Source organism: Streptomyces sp. T028, assembly GCF_048159505.1.
Classification (GTDB): domain Bacteria; phylum Actinomycetota; class Actinomycetes; order Streptomycetales; family Streptomycetaceae; genus Streptomyces.
On record NZ_JBLRVZ010000042.1, the window covers coordinates 56,384 to 70,649 of the forward strand.

The following is a 14,266-nucleotide window of genomic DNA, read 5'->3' on the forward strand; positions in this document are numbered from 1 at the left end:
GCCCCCGCCCGGGTCAGACGGCGGTTCGGTGGGCGGACGCGTCCCGCTCGGGCCCGGCGCCGGCGACCGGCTGGGGGGAGCTCTTGGCGGGCGCCGACGACTGGGCGATGTACGCGCCGAGCAGCACCATCGCGCCGCCGGCGAGCTGCGGCGCCGAGAGATGCTCGCCCAGCAGGACCCAGGCCAGCACGGTCGCGACGACCGCCTCCAGACAGGCCACGACACCCGCGACCTGCGGGGAGAGCCGGCGCACGGAGAGCACTCCGGTGACGTACGCGACGACCGTGGCGATCAGCACGATCCACACCAGCAGCAGCCAGGCCGGGACCCGGGTGCCGTTCAGGTCGGCGGTGCCCGTCAGCACGGAGAAGTCCAGGCCCCACGGGCGGGCCACGACGGTGAGGACCAGCGCGCCGATCAGCAGACCGTAGGCGATCACACCGAGCGGGTCGGGGGCGTCGTCGCCGGAGTCGCCGCCCTGGTCGGCCAGGACGAAGTAGCCGACCTGGCAGCAGGCGGCGGCCAGCGCGAGCAGCAGGCCGAGGGCGTCGAAGCGCAGTCCCGACCACACCTCGACGACACAGGTGAGCCCGCCCACCGCGAGGACCACACCGACCGCTGCGGCACGGGTCACCGGCCGCCGCTGCACGAACCGCACCCAGCCGAGCACCAGGGCGGGCGCGAGGTACTCCAGGAGCAGCGAGACCGCGACCGGCATCCGGGAGATCGAGGCGAAGTAGAAGGCCTGGACCCCGGCCACCGCGAGCAGACCGAACCCGGCGAGCAGCGCGGGGCGTCGGCGCAGCAGCGCGCGGTGCCGCACGGCGAGCGGCAGCATCACGAGGGCGGCACCGGTCACCCGAAGCCACACGACATGCAGCGGGTCGAGCCCCGCCTCGATCAGCGGCTTGGCCGCGACCCCCGATCCCCCGAAGGCGATCGCCGACCCGGCCGCCAGCCCGAGCCCGATGCCCTTGCCGCGGCTGCCCTGACTGCTCACAGACGTACGCACCGGCACATGATGACAGGCGACGACATGACCGTCACCCCAGATGACACCTGTCTCGGGAGATGGACGGGAGGGGCCGGAATCGGGGCGGGGATCAGGGCCAGGATCAGGGCCGGGATCAGGGCCAGGATCAGGGTCGGGATCGGGGCCAGGATCAGGGTCGGGATCGGGGCCGGTTCAGTGGGTCGGCTCGTGGCCCCCGGCGCACTCCTCCAGCGTCCGCGCCGCCAGGTTCTCCTCGATCCGCACGCGCAGTTCGTACACGTCGATCCCGGCGTGGGTGAGGACCTCGACGGCCCGCGCCTGCGGGTCCATGACGATCGCCGCGAGCAGGTCGAGTCCGCGGGCCCGCGCACCGCCGCCCCGGCCGCCGCGGGCACACGCCTGTTCCAGCGCGGCGGCCGCGAGCGGCGAGAACCCCTCGGCCACCGGGACGACGGGCAGTGCCCCGGAGTCCTCGACACCGCTCTGCCAGCGCAGGCCGTAGCCGATGCTGCGCTGGACGAGATAGCCGAGCAGCCGGGCGAGCTGGGGCCCGTCGCCGAAGGCGGCACGGACCCGCGGGTCGTGTTCGAGGAGGGAGTGCAGGAGGTGGGCGGTGTCGATCTGCCGGTCCCCGTCGCGCACCGCACGGCGGCGGGCAGCGGCGAGTACGGCCGCGGACTCGGCGTCGAGTCTGGGGTCGTCGTCCGTCCCGTGCGTCGCCTGGTCGTTCGTCGACTGCCGGGGAATACGGGATTGCACATCCCCACCCCATCAGTCCCGTCCGGTCGCGTCATCCCCGGAGGGAAGCATCTGCGGGTCCCACGCAGAGCGGACACCGGCCGCCGCAATCTCCTCCTTACGGATGAGATCAGGCCACGCCCACCCTCAGGGGAGGACTTCCTCCACATTCCCTGACGGTTCATCAGTATTGAATGTTCGAGGCCCTGGAGCTACGTTCCGCGACACCGCAGCCCAGTTGCCCGACACGAGGAGGGTGGTCTCATGGCCGAAGTCAGCGCGGAGGCACGTATCCAGGCACCGGCCGAGAAGGTGTGGGCCCAGCTCACCGACTGGCCGGCGTACGGGGAGTGGAACGCGACGCACACCAACTTCCCCCAGGGCGGCCCCGACACCCTGGAGGTGGGCGCGACCTTCCAGGAGAACATGAAGCTCATGGGCTTCCCGGCCGAGGTCGAGTGGACGGTCGCGGAGCTGGAGCCGGCCCGGGTGCTGGTGATCCGCGGCAAGGGCCCGATGGCGGTGTCCGTCGCCACGCGCTACACCCTCACCCCGGACGGGGATGCCACGACGGTCCGCATCGACGGCGAGTTCACGGGCGCCGCCGTGTCACTGATGGCGGGCAAGCTGAAGGACTCGGGAACGGCCGCCCTGAACGAGTCGTTGCGCAAGCTGGGCGGACTGGTGGCCTGAGCGCGGACGACGTACGGCACACGAAGGCGCCCCGCGGATCACTCCACGGGGCGCCTTCACCGCCGTACGGCTGCCGTCAGTCCTCGTCGGCGAGGATCAGGTACAGCTTCTTGCGGGCCTCGTTGATGACCGTGAGGGCCTTGTCGCGCTGCTCCTTGCTGCCGGTCTTCCAGACCTGCCCGAAGGCCTCCATCAGACCGAATCCGGCCTGGCGGATCTCGCCGAGGGCCTCCCAGTCGACGCCACGGGTGGCCTCCTCCCAGGGGGCTTCGGGGCCTTCCTCGGCCGCCGCGCGGCCCTCGTCGGTGAGCGAGAACAGCTTCTTGCCGCCTTCGCTCTCACTGCTGATCAGGCCCTCGTCCTCCAGCAGCTGGAGGGTCGGGTACACCGAGCCCGGGCTGGGCTTCCACGCCCCGCCGCTGCGCTCGGCGATCTCCTGGATCATCTCGTAACCGTGCATCGGACGGTCCTTGAGCAGGGCCAGGATCGAGGCCCGTACGTCACCGCGCCGCGCCCTTCCCCTGGGCCCGCCGCGCCCTCGTCCGCCCCAGGGGCCGGGACCGAAGCCCGGTCCACCCGGACCGAAACCGGGACCGCCGGGGCCTCCGGGACCGAAACCGGGGCCACCCGGCCCGAAGGGACCGAAGGCCGCACGCCGTCCGCCCCGTCCACCGCGGCCGCTCCAGGGGCCGTCCTGTCCATGTCCACGCTCGAATCCGTGGGTACGCATCGCAAACCACTCCATTCCATCGTTGATCTGTCGCGATGCGTCAACGATATATCGGAATAGTTCGCTTGGCAAGGCTCGCCGTGCGGGGTGAGCTGACCTGTGCCACTGGGTGTTGATCGATTGCCAGCGAAGGCCGATCGATTGACTTCTGTGCCAGTTAGGGATGACTGCCTGTTGTGACCATGGAGGATGACCGCAGACGGCGACGATCACTCTGCTCGACGGGTCTGTAGTGTGCGGCAATGACAAGAAGCGAGCGGCTCGCGGAGCAATTGGACTGGTACTGGCGCAAGAACCTGCGGCCACGGCTGGACGGTCTTACCGACGAGGAGTACTTCTGGGAGCCGGTGCGCGGCTGCTGGAGCATCCGCCCACGTGGCACGTCGGCCGCACCGATGTCGAAAGGCTCGGGGGAATGGACGATGGACTCCGCGTCCCCTGCCCCGGTGCCGGCACCGGTGACCACGATCGCCTGGCGGCTGGCGCACATCATCGTCTCGTGCCTGGGCTATCGGGTCGGATGGTACTTCGGCGGCCAGGACGTCGACTCCCAGACATTCGCCTACGCGGGGACCGCTGACGAGGCGCTGAAACAGCTCGATGAGATGTATGGGAGATGGAACGCGGGGGTCCGCAAGCTCTCGGACGCCGACCTGGACAATCCACCCACGGTGGGTCCCGAGCGGTTTGCCATGGAGAACAGGGTCCTGCACGTCAACAGGGAGCTGATCCATCACGGCGCCGAGATTTCCCTGCTGCGCGACCTCTACCGCCGGCAGGACGGAGCCGTACCGCACCGAATATGACTTTCGGTAACCGGCGATCGAGCTTCGGAAACCTACGTGGGTGCCCGGCGGCGGGCCAGCACGAGCAGGAACGCGGCCCCGGCGGCTACGGCGTCAACACCCGAAAGCGATGCGCCGTAGGACGGTCGTCCGAGCACGAGGTACAGCACTCCGCCTGCGCCGACGAGGTTGGCGAGGGCGGTATCCAGCAGGCGCGGGTGAACGCCCAACACCCGTCTCAGCGACGCCGGGCCGATCACGACTGCACCGTCCCCGCGTACGACAGACGGGGCCACCCGCCCGTACCGGAGGGGTACGGGCGGGTCGGCGCGGTGGCGGCGGCCACGGGCTCAGGCATCGCGCCGCGTGAGCTGTACGGCCGCGCCGGCCAGGAGTACGGCGATGTAGCCGGCGAACACCGCGAGGCCGGGTCCGGGGGACAGCGCGCCGCTCTCCGTCTGCACCGTCATGAACGCATTCGCCGCGTTCGACGGCAGATACGGGCCGATCGTGTCGTTCCAGGTGCCCGGCAGCAGTTCGACCAGGCCGGGCACCAGGAACAGCGCGCCCACCACGAGGGTGATGGCCCCGGCGGTGTTGCGCAGCAGGGCGCCGACCGCCCGGGGCCATCGCGTCCCAGCGCGCCCACACCGACTTGTTGAAGTCCGCGTCCTTGGGGCCGGTGCCGTCCAGAGCGCCTTCGAGGACGGCCAGGGCGATCTCCGCACCACTGCCCAGGTGACCGAGCACCTGCGACACGTCCCACGCCGCCGCCCCGGACTGCCGGATGAGGTCGACCGTACCCAGGCCGCGCACCAGCGAGGCGAGGTGGTCGTGTCCGCTGCGCAGAGCGGCGATGATCTGGTCGGCGCGTTCACTCATGGCCGATGTGTCAGGCACGGCCTGGAGTACGTCCCAGTGCTCGACGATCTTGCCGTTCCTCAGCCGGAGGATGTCTGCCGCCGCCGTGCCGCGGTCGGTCGGGGACATCGTCACGTGGCTGTGCAGCATGACGAGATCGCCGTCGGCGAGAGCTCTCTTGAAGTCGATCCTGACCTCTGGGGCCGCCGCGATGAGGCTTCCACCCAGGCGACGAACGCCTCCTTGCCGTCGGTGATCCGGGGGTTGTGCTGGATGTAGAGGGCGCCCAGGTAGCGGTCGGCAGCCTCGCGAGGCTTCTTCTGATTTATGGCGAGGTCCAGGAACGCGACCGCGGTGCGCTTGTTGACCGCCTCGTGGCTCGCCCGGGCGTCGTGCAGGGTGACCGCAACGGGTGCGGACGCGGGTGCCGGCACCGCGGTGTCGGTGGAGGCGGTGGTGCCTGCGGTCAGCGCGGCCGCGGCGAGGATGCCGACGCCGAGGAAGGCGGCACCGCGGCGGAGCATGGGGAGGTTCATGATTGTCTCTGGAGTTGTACCTGGTGGGTGGTCCGTGGTCCTGGACTGGCCTTCGTCACAGATCCCGAGCGCGTCGGAGGGCGATCCGGCCGGCAGAGGCATCCGGCGGCACGTCCGAAGAGGGGTGATGCCGGGGCGTGATCAGGCGGGATGCGGGGGGGGGGGGGGACGGACGCCAGTGGCACACGCCACGGGCCAATGACGCCGAGCGATTTCGCCCGCTATGGTGAAACGTAATCGGACAGCAATCCGGTATGGGGAACGTAGCGGACGGTCGTCCGGTTAGACAAGGGCTTCGGACGCGAGCCCGAGAGGAGGGCATGTGGAGTCGAGGAATGGCGGGCCCCAGAGGTTGGACGCGCAGCGCAACCGGGAGCGCATCCTGGAGGTGGCACTGGTCGAACTGGCGCGTTCCGTGGATGTCCCGATGAGCCAGATCGCCAAGAAGGCGGGCGTCGGGCAGGGCACGCTCTACCGCAACTTCCCCAATCGCGAGGCGCTCGTCCTCGAGGCGTACCACCACGAGGTACAGCAACTCACCGACAGTGCGGCCGAGCTACTGAAGACCAGCGAGCCCGACCAGGCCCTGCGCGCATGGATGGACCGGCTCGCCCGCTTCATCATGGCCAAGACCGGACTGGCGGACGCGCTGCGCCAGGCCGCCAGTGCGACGGGAGGGTCGGAGCTGTCGGGATACTCACTGGTGCACGGATCGATCGAACTCCTGCTCAACGCCAACCACGAGGCCGGCACCATCCGCCCGGGGGTGACCGCCGACGACTTCCTCCTCGCCATCGCCGGCATCTGGCAGATCGACATCCGCGGAGACTGGCACACCATGACCACCCGACTGCTCGACCTCGTCATGGACGGCCTGCGCGCGGGGGCCCCTGGGCGGCACTGAGGACCACCAGGCCCGCGAGAGCGACGGGAGGCGATGGGCGGTCGACGGATGGATTCCGCCGACCGCCCTTTCGTGCACCCGCTTCGCATCCACTCTGCGATCCCGGCCGCCCCGGCCACTTCATCCCGCGGCCCCTGCACCGGTACCCGGCGGGCGCGCCGCCCGGTGCCCGCACCCGACTCGCATTCGGATCCACGCTTGCCAACCGGACGACTGTCCGCTACTTTCCCATTAGCGGACAGTCGTCCGGTTCTGCCCTCTCTGTCGTCGCGGCACGCATGCGGCCGCCCAGCGCGACAGACGTACGTCCCTCCCCGCCCCCGCACTCACACGGAAGGTTTCCTTTGCCATGAAACTGCTCATCCTCGGTGCGACCGGCCCCACCGGCCGCCATGTCATCGACCTGGCCCTGCAGGCCGGTGACTCGGTCACCACCTTCGTACGCAACCCGGCGGCTCTCGGTGACCTGGCCGACAAGGTCACGGTGGTCACCGGAGACGCCACATCACACCGCGACGTCGTCGCCGCCGCGGTCGGCCACGACGCGATCGTCTCCGCCCTCGGCAGGGGCACCTCGATACGCGCCGACGAATTCTTCACGCGCTCCTCGGCGGCCGTGATCGGTGCGGCAAGGGAAGCGGGTGTCTCCCGGCTGGTGTGGCTGTCGTCGTTCGGCGTCGGTGAGACGTTCGACTGGTCGAGCACCACGCAGAAGGCGATCTACCGCACGCTGCTGCGGTCGATCTACGCCGACAAGGAGATCGCGGACGAGCGCATCCGCAACAGCGGGCTGGACTGGACCGTGGTCTACCCGACCCGGCTGACCCACGGACCCGCCAACGGCACCTACAGCGCGGGCGACCGGCTGCCGATGAAAGGCAACCCGACGATCAGCCGGGCGGACGTGGCCGCCTTCATGCACCAGGCGGCACACGGCAGCGAGTGGATTCACCGCAGCCCCGTGATCACTGACTGACGAGCTCCCTCCCGCCCCCGACCGATCCCCGACCCACGGCACGGCCTGACGGCCGTCTCCCGGCCCGAACATCGAACGTGCTCTCCCCAGTTCGGCCGACAGGATCGCCTCGAACAGGACACCGTCGCGGCAACCGTGCTCGACAGTGGCAGTGGTCCAACACCACCCTCGAGGCGTGCTCCTCGCGGTAGCGGTGCCGAGTTGGACAGGACCCGCACACGCGGCGCCATCTGTACACCGACGTCGAGACCGGTGACGCGGCGGCTGAGCGTGCGGGACTTCATGACAGTGACGCGCCGGGCGCGGCCTTCAGGCGACTCCCAGTACGGCCCGCAATACGGCCGGCTGACCCGCGTCGCGGTGGATGGGCATCTGGGTTTCGGTGAGCGAGGCGCCTGCGCCGCCGTGTCGGACGGCGATGAACGCCGCCGCGATGGACAGGGCGGTCTCCTCGGGCGTACGGGCGTCGAGATCGAGCCCGATCGGTGACCTGAGCCGAGCCGACTCCCGCTCTCCAAGGCCGACTTCGCGCAACCTGCGCTCGCGGTCGGCGTGGGTTCGGCGCGACCCCATGGCACCGACGAAGGCGACCGGCATCCGCAGCGCCTCCTGCAGCAGAGGCACATCGAACTTGGCGTCGTGGGTGAGGACGCACAGAACGGTGCGCCCGTCGGTCTCCGTGCGGCGCAGGTAGCGGTGGGGCCAGTCGACGACGATGTCGTCGGCGTCCGGGAAGCGGGCCCGGGTGGCGAAGACGGGGCGGGCGTCGCACACGCGGACCGCTGTCCGTTTAGCATGGGGTGCAACCCCAGGAGAAAAGTGGGAGTTGAGGAGCGACGGGCCTCTCGGGTTCCGCGGATTTCGCAGCCCGTGATAGGTCGAGTTCCGCGCCTTTTGATTCCGGCCGCGATCGTCATCCTGCCTCGCGGCTTCGACACCATGCGAGCCTCTGCCCCGGTGGCATCCTGCAGCCGTCCCCAACCCCGATCACGCTGGTCGTCTCAGCGAACCTGGTCCGCCCCTCTCGCCCAATCCAGTCCACGCAGGTCAGCCGCAGGCGAACGACTGACTTCGTTGAGACAGGACATGTTGAGACAGAACATAGGGTGCGGACATGACATCTCAGCGCGGCCCGCACTCGTACCTCTCCGAACTGTTCTCGCTGGACGGCCTGGTCGCCGTGGTGACGGGCGGCAGCTCGGGCATCGGCCGGGCCGTCGCCGGCTCGCTCGCGCGGGCCGGGGCGAGCGTGGTGGTCGTGGCGCGCCGGGAGGATGAACTGGTCGCCACCGTCGAGGAGTTGACGGCGGAGGGCTGCCGGGCGGCCTGGGTGAGCGCGGATCTGAGCACGCGGGACGGGGTCCGCGCGGCGGCGGAGCGGGCGGCCGCCGTGTTCGGTGAGCCGGACGTCCTCGTCAACAGCGCGGGCATCAACCTGCGGCCCCCGATGGGCGAGCTGGGCGAGGACGTCTGGGACGCCACGATGGCCGTGAACCTGGAGGCGCCCTATCTGCTGGGCCTGCGCTTCGGACCCGGCATGGCCGAGCGGGGCTTCGGACGGATCATCCACATCAGCTCCCAGCAGGCGCACCGGGCCTTCGTCCAGAGCGGCGCCTACGGCGTCTCCAAGGGGGCGCTGGAGTCACTGGCCCGCTCCCAGGCGGAGGCGTGGTCGCCGCACGGCGTCACCTGCAACACCCTGGTGCCCGGGTTCGTCATGACCCCGCTCAACACCCGGTTGTCGGCCGACCCGGAGCGGGTGGCGGCGCTGGCCGCGCGCACCATGGTCGGCCGCAACGGGCTGGCCGAGGACTTCGCCGGAGCGGCGGTGTTCCTGGCCTCCCGTGCCTCCGGCTATGTCACGGGGCAGGCGATCTTCGTGGACGGAGGGTTCTCCGTCCACTGAACGGGGCGGCTACGCCGCCTGTGGTGCGAAGTGGTGCAGTTGGTCGGCGCCCGGCTCGACGACGCCGTAACTGCTCTCCGGCACCTCGTTCCAGGCACCGGGCAGATCACCCAGGGGTTCGGAGACGACGAGCCGGGTCTCGTCGGAGACCCCGCGCAGGAAGGTGATGTCGGGGTGGAGCTGGCGCAGGGTCTCCACCGCGGTGCTGTAGAAGAGCGAGCGGGACGTTCCCTGGCTGGAGTAGCGGAAGCCCCACAGCCGCTCCCCGTCGCTGACGGCGACCGTCATCTGCAGGGGGAACTCCACGTCGTGGTCGTGCCCCACCCGTTCCACGAACCCCGCCATCCGCTCGACGGCGGACGGCGGGTCCTTCTCCAGTCCGAAGGTGAGCGCCAGGTAGAACATCATCTCGGAGTCCGTCGAGCCCTCCAGGTCGAGGAAGAGCTCTGGGTCGACGGCGAGGGCGAGGTCACGCCGTATCCGGTGGAAGTCGCTGATCGCCCCGTTGTGCATCCACATCCAGCGGCCGTGCCGGAAGGGATGACAGTTGGTCTGCTGCACCGCGGTGCCGGTCGTGGCCCGGATGTGGGCGAAGAACAGCGGGGAGCGGACGTGGCGGGCGATCTCCCGCAGGTTGCGGTTGCTCCACGCCGGTCCGACGTCCCGGAAGACCGCCGGGCCCTGGTCGTCCGACTCGGGCGCGTACCAGCCGATCCCGAAGCCGTCGCCGTTGGTCGTCTCGACGCCCATCCGGGCGTGCAGACTCTGGTCGATCAGCGAGTGCGCCGGTTGGTACAGGATCGTGTCGAGAAGGACGGGGGTCCCCGAGTAGGCCAGCCATCGGCACATGTCGTCAGCCTTCCTGATAGCGCGGACTGTCTTCCCGCCGGCCTGCCCGACGGGTCAGGCGTACGACGGGTCAGGCGTACCGGTCGGGCCGTACGACGCACAGGGCCCAGATGATGAACGCGGAGAAGGCGATCATCACCACCGACCAGACCGGGTAGTACGGCAGAGAGAGGAAGTTGGCGATGATGATGAGGCTCGCGATGGCCACACCGCCGACACGGGCCCACATCGCCGTCTGGAACAGGCCCAGGCTGACGATCACCGCGACCGCGCCGAGGATCAGATGGACCCAGCCCCAGCCTGTGGTGTCGAACTCGAAGACGTAGTTGCTTGTCGTGACGAAGATGTCGTCCTCGGCGATCCCCATGATCCCGCGGAAGATGTCGAGCACCCCGGCGATCATGAGCGTGACTGCGGCGAACGCCGTCAGGCCCTCGGCCCAGTGCCGCCTGGTCTCGTGCGCGCGCGTCGGATTGGTCGTCATGCCCTGCCTCGATTCATGCCCTGACTCGGTTCGGTGTCTTCGGTGCCGTCCGGCGGCTCAGCTGTGCCCCGCCGTGCCGTGCCCGCTCAGGACCAGCTCCTTCGCCCGGTTGAACTCCTCGTCCGTGATGTCCCCGCGGGCCTTGATCTCGGAGAGCCTGGCGAGTTCGTCCACGCTGCTGGTGGGCTTCGCGGTCTCGCGGATGTAGTCGTCGAACTGCCGCTGCTGTTCCTTCGCCTGTGCCATCTCCCGGCGGCCCATGTTCTTCCCGCGTGCGACGACGTAGACGAACACGCCGAGGAACGGCAGGCAGATGCAGAACACCAGCCAGCCGGCCTTGGCCCCGCCGCTGAGGTCGTCGTCGCGGAAGATGTCCACGATGACCCGGAACAGCAGCACGAACCACATGATCCACAGGAAGAAGATCAGCATGGTCCAGAAGGCGCTGAGCAGCGGATAGTCGTAGGCGAGGTACGTGTCCCCGGTCATCTCTGTCCTCCGTTCCGGGCATGCGCCCGTTCGGTTCTCCGGGCCGCCGCCGGCTCTGTTCCGGGCCTTGGCCCGTCCGGCCGTCGACCGCCGACTTCAGCGTGCGCACGGCAAGCCGCCCGCGCCTCACCCCGAGCGGGTGAGCCCTGCCCTGCGCAATGCCGCCCGCCAGGCGAGGGCCACCGCCACCTCGGCCACGCCGAGCAGGACCAGCCACAGCCCGAGCAGCCGGGTCAGCGCCCGCGCCGACTCGGTGGGCAGGGCCAGTACGACGATCCCCGCGACGACGGCGAGCAGCGCGGCGGCCAGGACGAAGCCCCGGTGCGGCAGGTCCCGGGCCGCCAGGGCCGTGTAGAGGGTGAGGACGCCCGACACCAGCCAGACGACCCCGACGATCAGTGAGAGCGCGGCGATGGTCTGCAGGGGGTTACGCAGACACAGCACGCCGGCGAGGACGTACAGCACGGACAGCAGGAGTCCGGGCAGCCGTTCGCCGTGGTCGTCCCGGGCGAAGACGGCGACGAACCGGAACAACCCCGTCACGAGCAGGTACAACCCGATCAGCACCGCCAGGACGTGCAGCGTCTCGTCCGGCCAGACCAGCACCAGGATGCCCGGCACGAGCGTGGCGACGGCCGACCCGAGCAGCCAGGTCCAGGAGCGGCCGAGGGCGGAGAGTACGGCGGCGGGGTCCCCGCCGGACGGCACGGTCATTGCTTCTCCCAGTCCTCTCCCAGTCCTCTCCGAGTTCTCTCCCAGTCCTCTCCCCGCCTTCTCCCCGTCTTCTCCCAGCGGGGTCAGTCCGGCATCTGCCGCATCTCCAGGACGTGCAGCCCCAGGGACTGGCAGCGGGCCAGCAGGCCGTACAGATGCGCCTCGTCGACGACGTGTCCGAACAGGACGGTCTGGCCGGACATCACCACGTGGTCCAGCTCGGGAAAGACCTTGGCCAACGTCTCCGACAGCTGTCCGTCGACACGGATCTCGTAGCGCATGAGCCTTCCTTGTGGTCTCCCTGCGATCGTCCGTCGCGGCGGGCCCGCCGAGCCTCACCCGATACAGGTGATAGGCCGCCCGTCCCACCCGGCTGATCTGCGGCGATGCCTCCGGAACACAGTGCGGGAACACGGCGTGGGGACACAGTGCGGAACACGGTGTGGGGACACGGTGGTCACTCTTTGAGGAGCAGCTTGAACGCGATGATCAGCAGACCCAGCAGCAGGTTGATCGAGGCGGTGACCGCCACCAGCGCCCAGGAGGCCCCGGCCCGCCGCGCCGCGGCCGCCGACCAGCCGACCTGGCCCGCCACGGCGACCGACAGCGCGAGCCACAGCGTGCCCGCCATGTCGAGGCCGAGGACGGAACCCACGGCCACCGCGACGGCGGGCGGGACGGCGGCCTCGACGATCGGCCACTCCTCCCGGCACACGTGCAGTACGACCGTCAGGTCCGGCCGCCGCTGGGCCAGCCGCGCCCCGAACAGCTGGGCGTGCACATGCGCCAGCCAGAACACCACGCCCGTCAGCAACAGCAGCCCCACCAGTTCCAGGCGGGGGAAGTCCCCCAGCGCGCCGGCGCCGACGACGACGGACGCCGCGAGCATCGAGCCGTAGACGCCACCGGTGTAGTCGGCGCGGGCCCGGCGCTTGGTCGTGCGGTCCCTGATCGTCCTGTTCTCGGTGTCGGACATGACCGGGCTCCCTTCGCGGGTCAGGCCGCGCCGACGCGCGACGGTGCCGGGCGGGCGGACGGCCGGGTGGGCAGATGCGAGGTGACCAGGAGACTGGCCAGGGTGATCCCTCCGGCGGCGAGGATCCCCGCCTTCAGACCGTCGAGCTGCGCCTCGGCGTAGGAGTCCGTGAGAGCGTCGACCTCGGCCGGCGGCAGCCCCGCACTCTCGGCCGCCGAGCGCACCTGGTCGGTGGGGACGAAGGTGATCCCGGCCTCCAGGGCGACGCTCGTGCGCTGTCTGGCCTCCTCCGACAGTCGGGGGTCGCTCTCCACCTGGGTGGTGAAGGCGTGGGCGAGCGCGCCGACGAGCAGCGACCCGATGAGCGCGGTGCCCAGCGCGGACCCCAGGTTCTGGGCGGTGAACTGCAGCCCGCCGGCCTCGCTGCGCTCCTCCTCGCCGACACTGGACTGGACGACGTTGCCGAGTTGCGAGGCGAGCAGGCCCATCCCGATGCCGAGCAGTCCCATGGCACAGCCGAACTGCACGTCGTCGATGTCCGGTTCGATGGTGGCGAGCAGCCACACGATGGCGGCGAGGAGAGTCAGCAGGGCCAGCCGCACCACCAGGCGCGGCCCCGCCGCCCGTCCGAGCCGGGCGGCGAGCGTGGACGCCACGAGCATGGTGACGGACACGGGCAGCAGACGCAGTCCGGTCTCGAACGCGTCGAAGCCCTGGACGACCTGCAGATAGAGCGGGATGGCGAAGAACAGCCCCAGCAGGATGAGGTTCTGGCTCAGCAGACACAGCAGGCCGGAGCGCAGGGCGGGCTTGTGCAACAGGTCCAGGTGGATCAGGGGGTCGGCGTGCCGCTGCTCGCGGTGCCGCTCCCAGCGCACGAAGGCGGCCAGGACGGCGACTCCGAGACCGATCACGAAGAGGGTCGGCGCGAATCCCAGGACGGTGAAGGGCGGGTTGCGCGGCTGCACCCAGCCCCAGGTGCCGCTCTGCAGCACTCCGAGCACACCCAGCGCCAGGCCCGCCGCCGAGAGCGCGGCGCCGACGCCGTCCAGCCTGGGCCGGGAGCCGCTCTGCGGGACCTCGCTGATCGCGCGGCGGAAGGCGAGGACCGCCAGGACGACCACGACCTCACCGGCGAAGACCAGCCGCCAGGTGAGGTACGTCGTCACCCAGCCGCCCAGCAGCGGTCCGACCGCGATGCCCGCACCGGCGAGCCCGCCGATGACGCCGTAGGCCACGGCCCGGTCCCGTCCCTGATAGGCCGCCGCGACAAGGGCCGCCATGGCCGGCAGCACCATCGCGGCACCCAGCCCCTCGATCACCGACCAGCCCACGGCGAGCACCGCCACGGTCGGCGCGACGGCCGTCAGAGCGGAGCCGGTGCCGTAGACGACGAGCCCGAAGAGGAACAGCCTGCGCCGTCCGAAAATGTCGCCGAGGCGGCCGCCGAGAATCATGAAAGCCGCCATGACCAGCGCGTACAGGGTGATGACCGCCTGGATGGTGGTCACCTCGGTGTCGAAGTCCTCGACCAGTTGGCTGATGGATACGTTCATGACGGAGGTGTCGAGCACCATCAGGAACTGGGCGGTACCCAGGACGATCAGAGCGCGCCAGTGTGCCACGGTGTC

Annotated in this window: 18 protein-coding genes and 2 pseudogenes; 5 read left to right on the forward strand and 15 right to left on the reverse strand. The window is 70.2% G+C overall.

The window, feature by feature from the left end; genetic code table 11:
• Window positions 1–13: 13 nt before the first annotated feature.
• Together ACLZN2_RS36080 and ACLZN2_RS36085 are read right to left on the reverse strand one after the other, a co-directional pair.
• Entirely contained in the window at window positions 14–1,018 is a 1,005-nt protein-coding gene (locus tag ACLZN2_RS36080) for an EamA family transporter (protein ID WP_416983734.1), read from the reverse strand.
• A gap of 168 nt (window positions 1,019–1,186) precedes the next feature.
• Window positions 1,187–1,753 (reverse strand): Clp protease N-terminal domain-containing protein, encoded by a 567-nt coding sequence (locus ACLZN2_RS36085; RefSeq protein WP_416983735.1) that lies wholly within the window; start codon window positions 1,751–1,753, stop codon window positions 1,187–1,189.
• 243 nt (window positions 1,754–1,996) lie between these two features.
• Between ACLZN2_RS36085 and ACLZN2_RS36090 the strand changes: the two genes are divergently transcribed.
• A complete protein-coding gene (locus ACLZN2_RS36090) occupies window positions 1,997–2,425 on the forward strand; it encodes an SRPBCC family protein (RefSeq protein WP_416983736.1) in 429 nt (142 codons plus the stop codon).
• Window positions 2,426–2,501: 76 nt separating this feature from the next.
• On the opposite strand, the gene ACLZN2_RS36095 is transcribed toward ACLZN2_RS36090, so the two are convergent.
• Complete coding sequence (locus tag ACLZN2_RS36095; protein ID WP_416983738.1) at window positions 2,502–3,155, reverse strand: PadR family transcriptional regulator; 654 nt, start codon at window positions 3,153–3,155, stop codon at window positions 2,502–2,504.
• A 242-nt stretch (window positions 3,156–3,397) separates the two neighbouring features.
• Here ACLZN2_RS36095 and ACLZN2_RS36100 point away from each other — a divergent pair, with 242 nt between their 5' ends.
• Window positions 3,398–3,961: a DinB family protein gene (locus ACLZN2_RS36100; protein WP_416983739.1), complete on the forward strand. Its 564-nt coding sequence runs from the start codon at window positions 3,398–3,400 to the stop codon at window positions 3,959–3,961.
• A 32-nt stretch (window positions 3,962–3,993) separates the two neighbouring features.
• On the opposite strand, the gene ACLZN2_RS36105 is transcribed toward ACLZN2_RS36100, so the two are convergent.
• From ACLZN2_RS36105 to ACLZN2_RS36120, 4 genes and pseudogenes are all read right to left on the reverse strand, one after another.
• The gene (locus tag ACLZN2_RS36105) at window positions 3,994–4,200 is read right to left on the reverse strand and encodes a hypothetical protein (protein WP_416983740.1); all 207 of its coding nucleotides are present in this window, start codon (window positions 4,198–4,200) and stop codon (window positions 3,994–3,996) included.
• Window positions 4,201–4,290: 90 nt separating this feature from the next.
• The gene (locus ACLZN2_RS36110) at window positions 4,291–4,512 is read right to left on the reverse strand and encodes a hypothetical protein (RefSeq protein WP_416983741.1); all 222 of its coding nucleotides are present in this window, start codon (window positions 4,510–4,512) and stop codon (window positions 4,291–4,293) included.
• A 10-nt stretch (window positions 4,513–4,522) separates the two neighbouring features.
• Window positions 4,523–5,029, reverse strand: a pseudogene (locus tag ACLZN2_RS36115) (maleylpyruvate isomerase N-terminal domain-containing protein); the annotation flags it as partial.
• On the reverse strand, window positions 4,933–5,337 hold the full coding sequence (locus tag ACLZN2_RS36120; RefSeq protein WP_416983742.1) for a hypothetical protein: 405 nt from the start codon (window positions 5,335–5,337) through the stop codon (window positions 4,933–4,935). The pseudogene ACLZN2_RS36115 and the gene ACLZN2_RS36120, both read right to left, overlap by 97 nt.
• A 322-nt stretch (window positions 5,338–5,659) precedes the next feature.
• On the opposite strand from ACLZN2_RS36120, the gene ACLZN2_RS36125 reads away from it, so the two are divergent.
• Both ACLZN2_RS36125 and ACLZN2_RS36130 read left to right on the forward strand, forming a co-directional pair.
• Window positions 5,660–6,241 (forward strand): TetR/AcrR family transcriptional regulator, encoded by a 582-nt coding sequence (locus tag ACLZN2_RS36125; protein WP_416983743.1) that lies wholly within the window; start codon window positions 5,660–5,662, stop codon window positions 6,239–6,241.
• 349 nt (window positions 6,242–6,590) lie between these two features.
• Window positions 6,591–7,217: an NAD(P)-dependent oxidoreductase gene (locus ACLZN2_RS36130; RefSeq protein WP_416983744.1), complete on the forward strand. Its 627-nt coding sequence runs from the start codon at window positions 6,591–6,593 to the stop codon at window positions 7,215–7,217.
• Window positions 7,218–7,526: 309 nt separating this feature from the next.
• Here ACLZN2_RS36130 and ACLZN2_RS36135 read toward each other — a convergent pair.
• Window positions 7,527–7,997, reverse strand: a pseudogene (locus tag ACLZN2_RS36135) (XdhC family protein); the annotation flags it as partial.
• Window positions 7,998–8,331: 334 nt separating this feature from the next.
• Here ACLZN2_RS36135 and ACLZN2_RS36140 point away from each other — a divergent pair.
• Window positions 8,332–9,123: an SDR family NAD(P)-dependent oxidoreductase gene (locus ACLZN2_RS36140; RefSeq protein WP_416983746.1), complete on the forward strand. Its 792-nt coding sequence runs from the start codon at window positions 8,332–8,334 to the stop codon at window positions 9,121–9,123.
• A 9-nt stretch (window positions 9,124–9,132) separates the two neighbouring features.
• On the opposite strand, the gene ACLZN2_RS36145 is transcribed toward ACLZN2_RS36140, so the two are convergent.
• From ACLZN2_RS36145 to ACLZN2_RS36175, 7 genes are all read right to left on the reverse strand, one after another.
• A complete protein-coding gene (locus tag ACLZN2_RS36145; RefSeq protein ID WP_416983747.1) occupies window positions 9,133–9,972 on the reverse strand; it encodes a class II glutamine amidotransferase in 840 nt (279 codons plus the stop codon).
• A gap of 70 nt (window positions 9,973–10,042) precedes the next feature.
• Window positions 10,043–10,456 (reverse strand): hypothetical protein, encoded by a 414-nt coding sequence (locus ACLZN2_RS36150; protein ID WP_416983748.1) that lies wholly within the window; start codon window positions 10,454–10,456, stop codon window positions 10,043–10,045.
• A 57-nt stretch (window positions 10,457–10,513) separates the two neighbouring features.
• Window positions 10,514–10,945 carry an SHOCT domain-containing protein gene (locus tag ACLZN2_RS36155; protein WP_416983750.1) on the reverse strand — a complete coding sequence of 144 codons (432 nt, stop codon included), beginning with the start codon at window positions 10,943–10,945 and terminating at the stop codon, window positions 10,514–10,516.
• A gap of 126 nt (window positions 10,946–11,071) precedes the next feature.
• Window positions 11,072–11,659: an HdeD family acid-resistance protein gene (locus tag ACLZN2_RS36160; protein WP_416983751.1), complete on the reverse strand. Its 588-nt coding sequence runs from the start codon at window positions 11,657–11,659 to the stop codon at window positions 11,072–11,074.
• Between the two features lie 83 nt (window positions 11,660–11,742).
• A complete protein-coding gene (locus ACLZN2_RS36165) occupies window positions 11,743–11,940 on the reverse strand; it encodes a hypothetical protein (RefSeq protein WP_416983752.1) in 198 nt (65 codons plus the stop codon).
• 176 nt (window positions 11,941–12,116) lie between these two features.
• A complete protein-coding gene (locus ACLZN2_RS36170; protein WP_416983753.1) occupies window positions 12,117–12,635 on the reverse strand; it encodes a hypothetical protein in 519 nt (172 codons plus the stop codon).
• Between the two features lie 20 nt (window positions 12,636–12,655).
• Window positions 12,656–14,260 (reverse strand): MFS transporter, encoded by a 1,605-nt coding sequence (locus tag ACLZN2_RS36175; protein WP_416983755.1) that lies wholly within the window; start codon window positions 14,258–14,260, stop codon window positions 12,656–12,658.
• Between the last annotated feature and the right edge of the window lie 6 nt (window positions 14,261–14,266).

Bases quoted from the DNA above. Each gene is read 5' to 3' on its own strand.
- ACLZN2_RS36090 (WP_416983736.1), top strand. From the start codon at position 1,997: ATGGCCGAAGTCAGCGCGGAGGCACGTATCCAGGCACCGGCCGAGAAG.
- ACLZN2_RS36095 (WP_416983738.1), bottom strand. From the start codon at position 3,155: ATGCGTACCCACGGATTCGAGCGTGGACATGGACAGGACGGCCCCTGG.
- ACLZN2_RS36100 (WP_416983739.1), top strand. From the start codon at position 3,398: ATGACAAGAAGCGAGCGGCTCGCGGAGCAATTGGACTGGTACTGGCGC.
- ACLZN2_RS36120 (WP_416983742.1), bottom strand. From the start codon at position 5,337: ATGAACCTCCCCATGCTCCGCCGCGGTGCCGCCTTCCTCGGCGTCGGC.
- ACLZN2_RS36130 (WP_416983744.1), top strand. From the start codon at position 6,591: ATGAAACTGCTCATCCTCGGTGCGACCGGCCCCACCGGCCGCCATGTC.
- ACLZN2_RS36140 (WP_416983746.1), top strand. From the start codon at position 8,332: ATGACATCTCAGCGCGGCCCGCACTCGTACCTCTCCGAACTGTTCTCG.
- ACLZN2_RS36145 (WP_416983747.1), bottom strand. From the start codon at position 9,972: ATGTGCCGATGGCTGGCCTACTCGGGGACCCCCGTCCTTCTCGACACG.
- ACLZN2_RS36150 (WP_416983748.1), bottom strand. From the start codon at position 10,456: ATGACGACCAATCCGACGCGCGCGCACGAGACCAGGCGGCACTGGGCC.
- ACLZN2_RS36155 (WP_416983750.1), bottom strand. From the start codon at position 10,945: ATGACCGGGGACACGTACCTCGCCTACGACTATCCGCTGCTCAGCGCC.
- ACLZN2_RS36160 (WP_416983751.1), bottom strand. From the start codon at position 11,659: ATGACCGTGCCGTCCGGCGGGGACCCCGCCGCCGTACTCTCCGCCCTC.
- ACLZN2_RS36165 (WP_416983752.1), bottom strand. From the start codon at position 11,940: ATGCGCTACGAGATCCGTGTCGACGGACAGCTGTCGGAGACGTTGGCC.
- ACLZN2_RS36170 (WP_416983753.1), bottom strand. From the start codon at position 12,635: ATGTCCGACACCGAGAACAGGACGATCAGGGACCGCACGACCAAGCGC.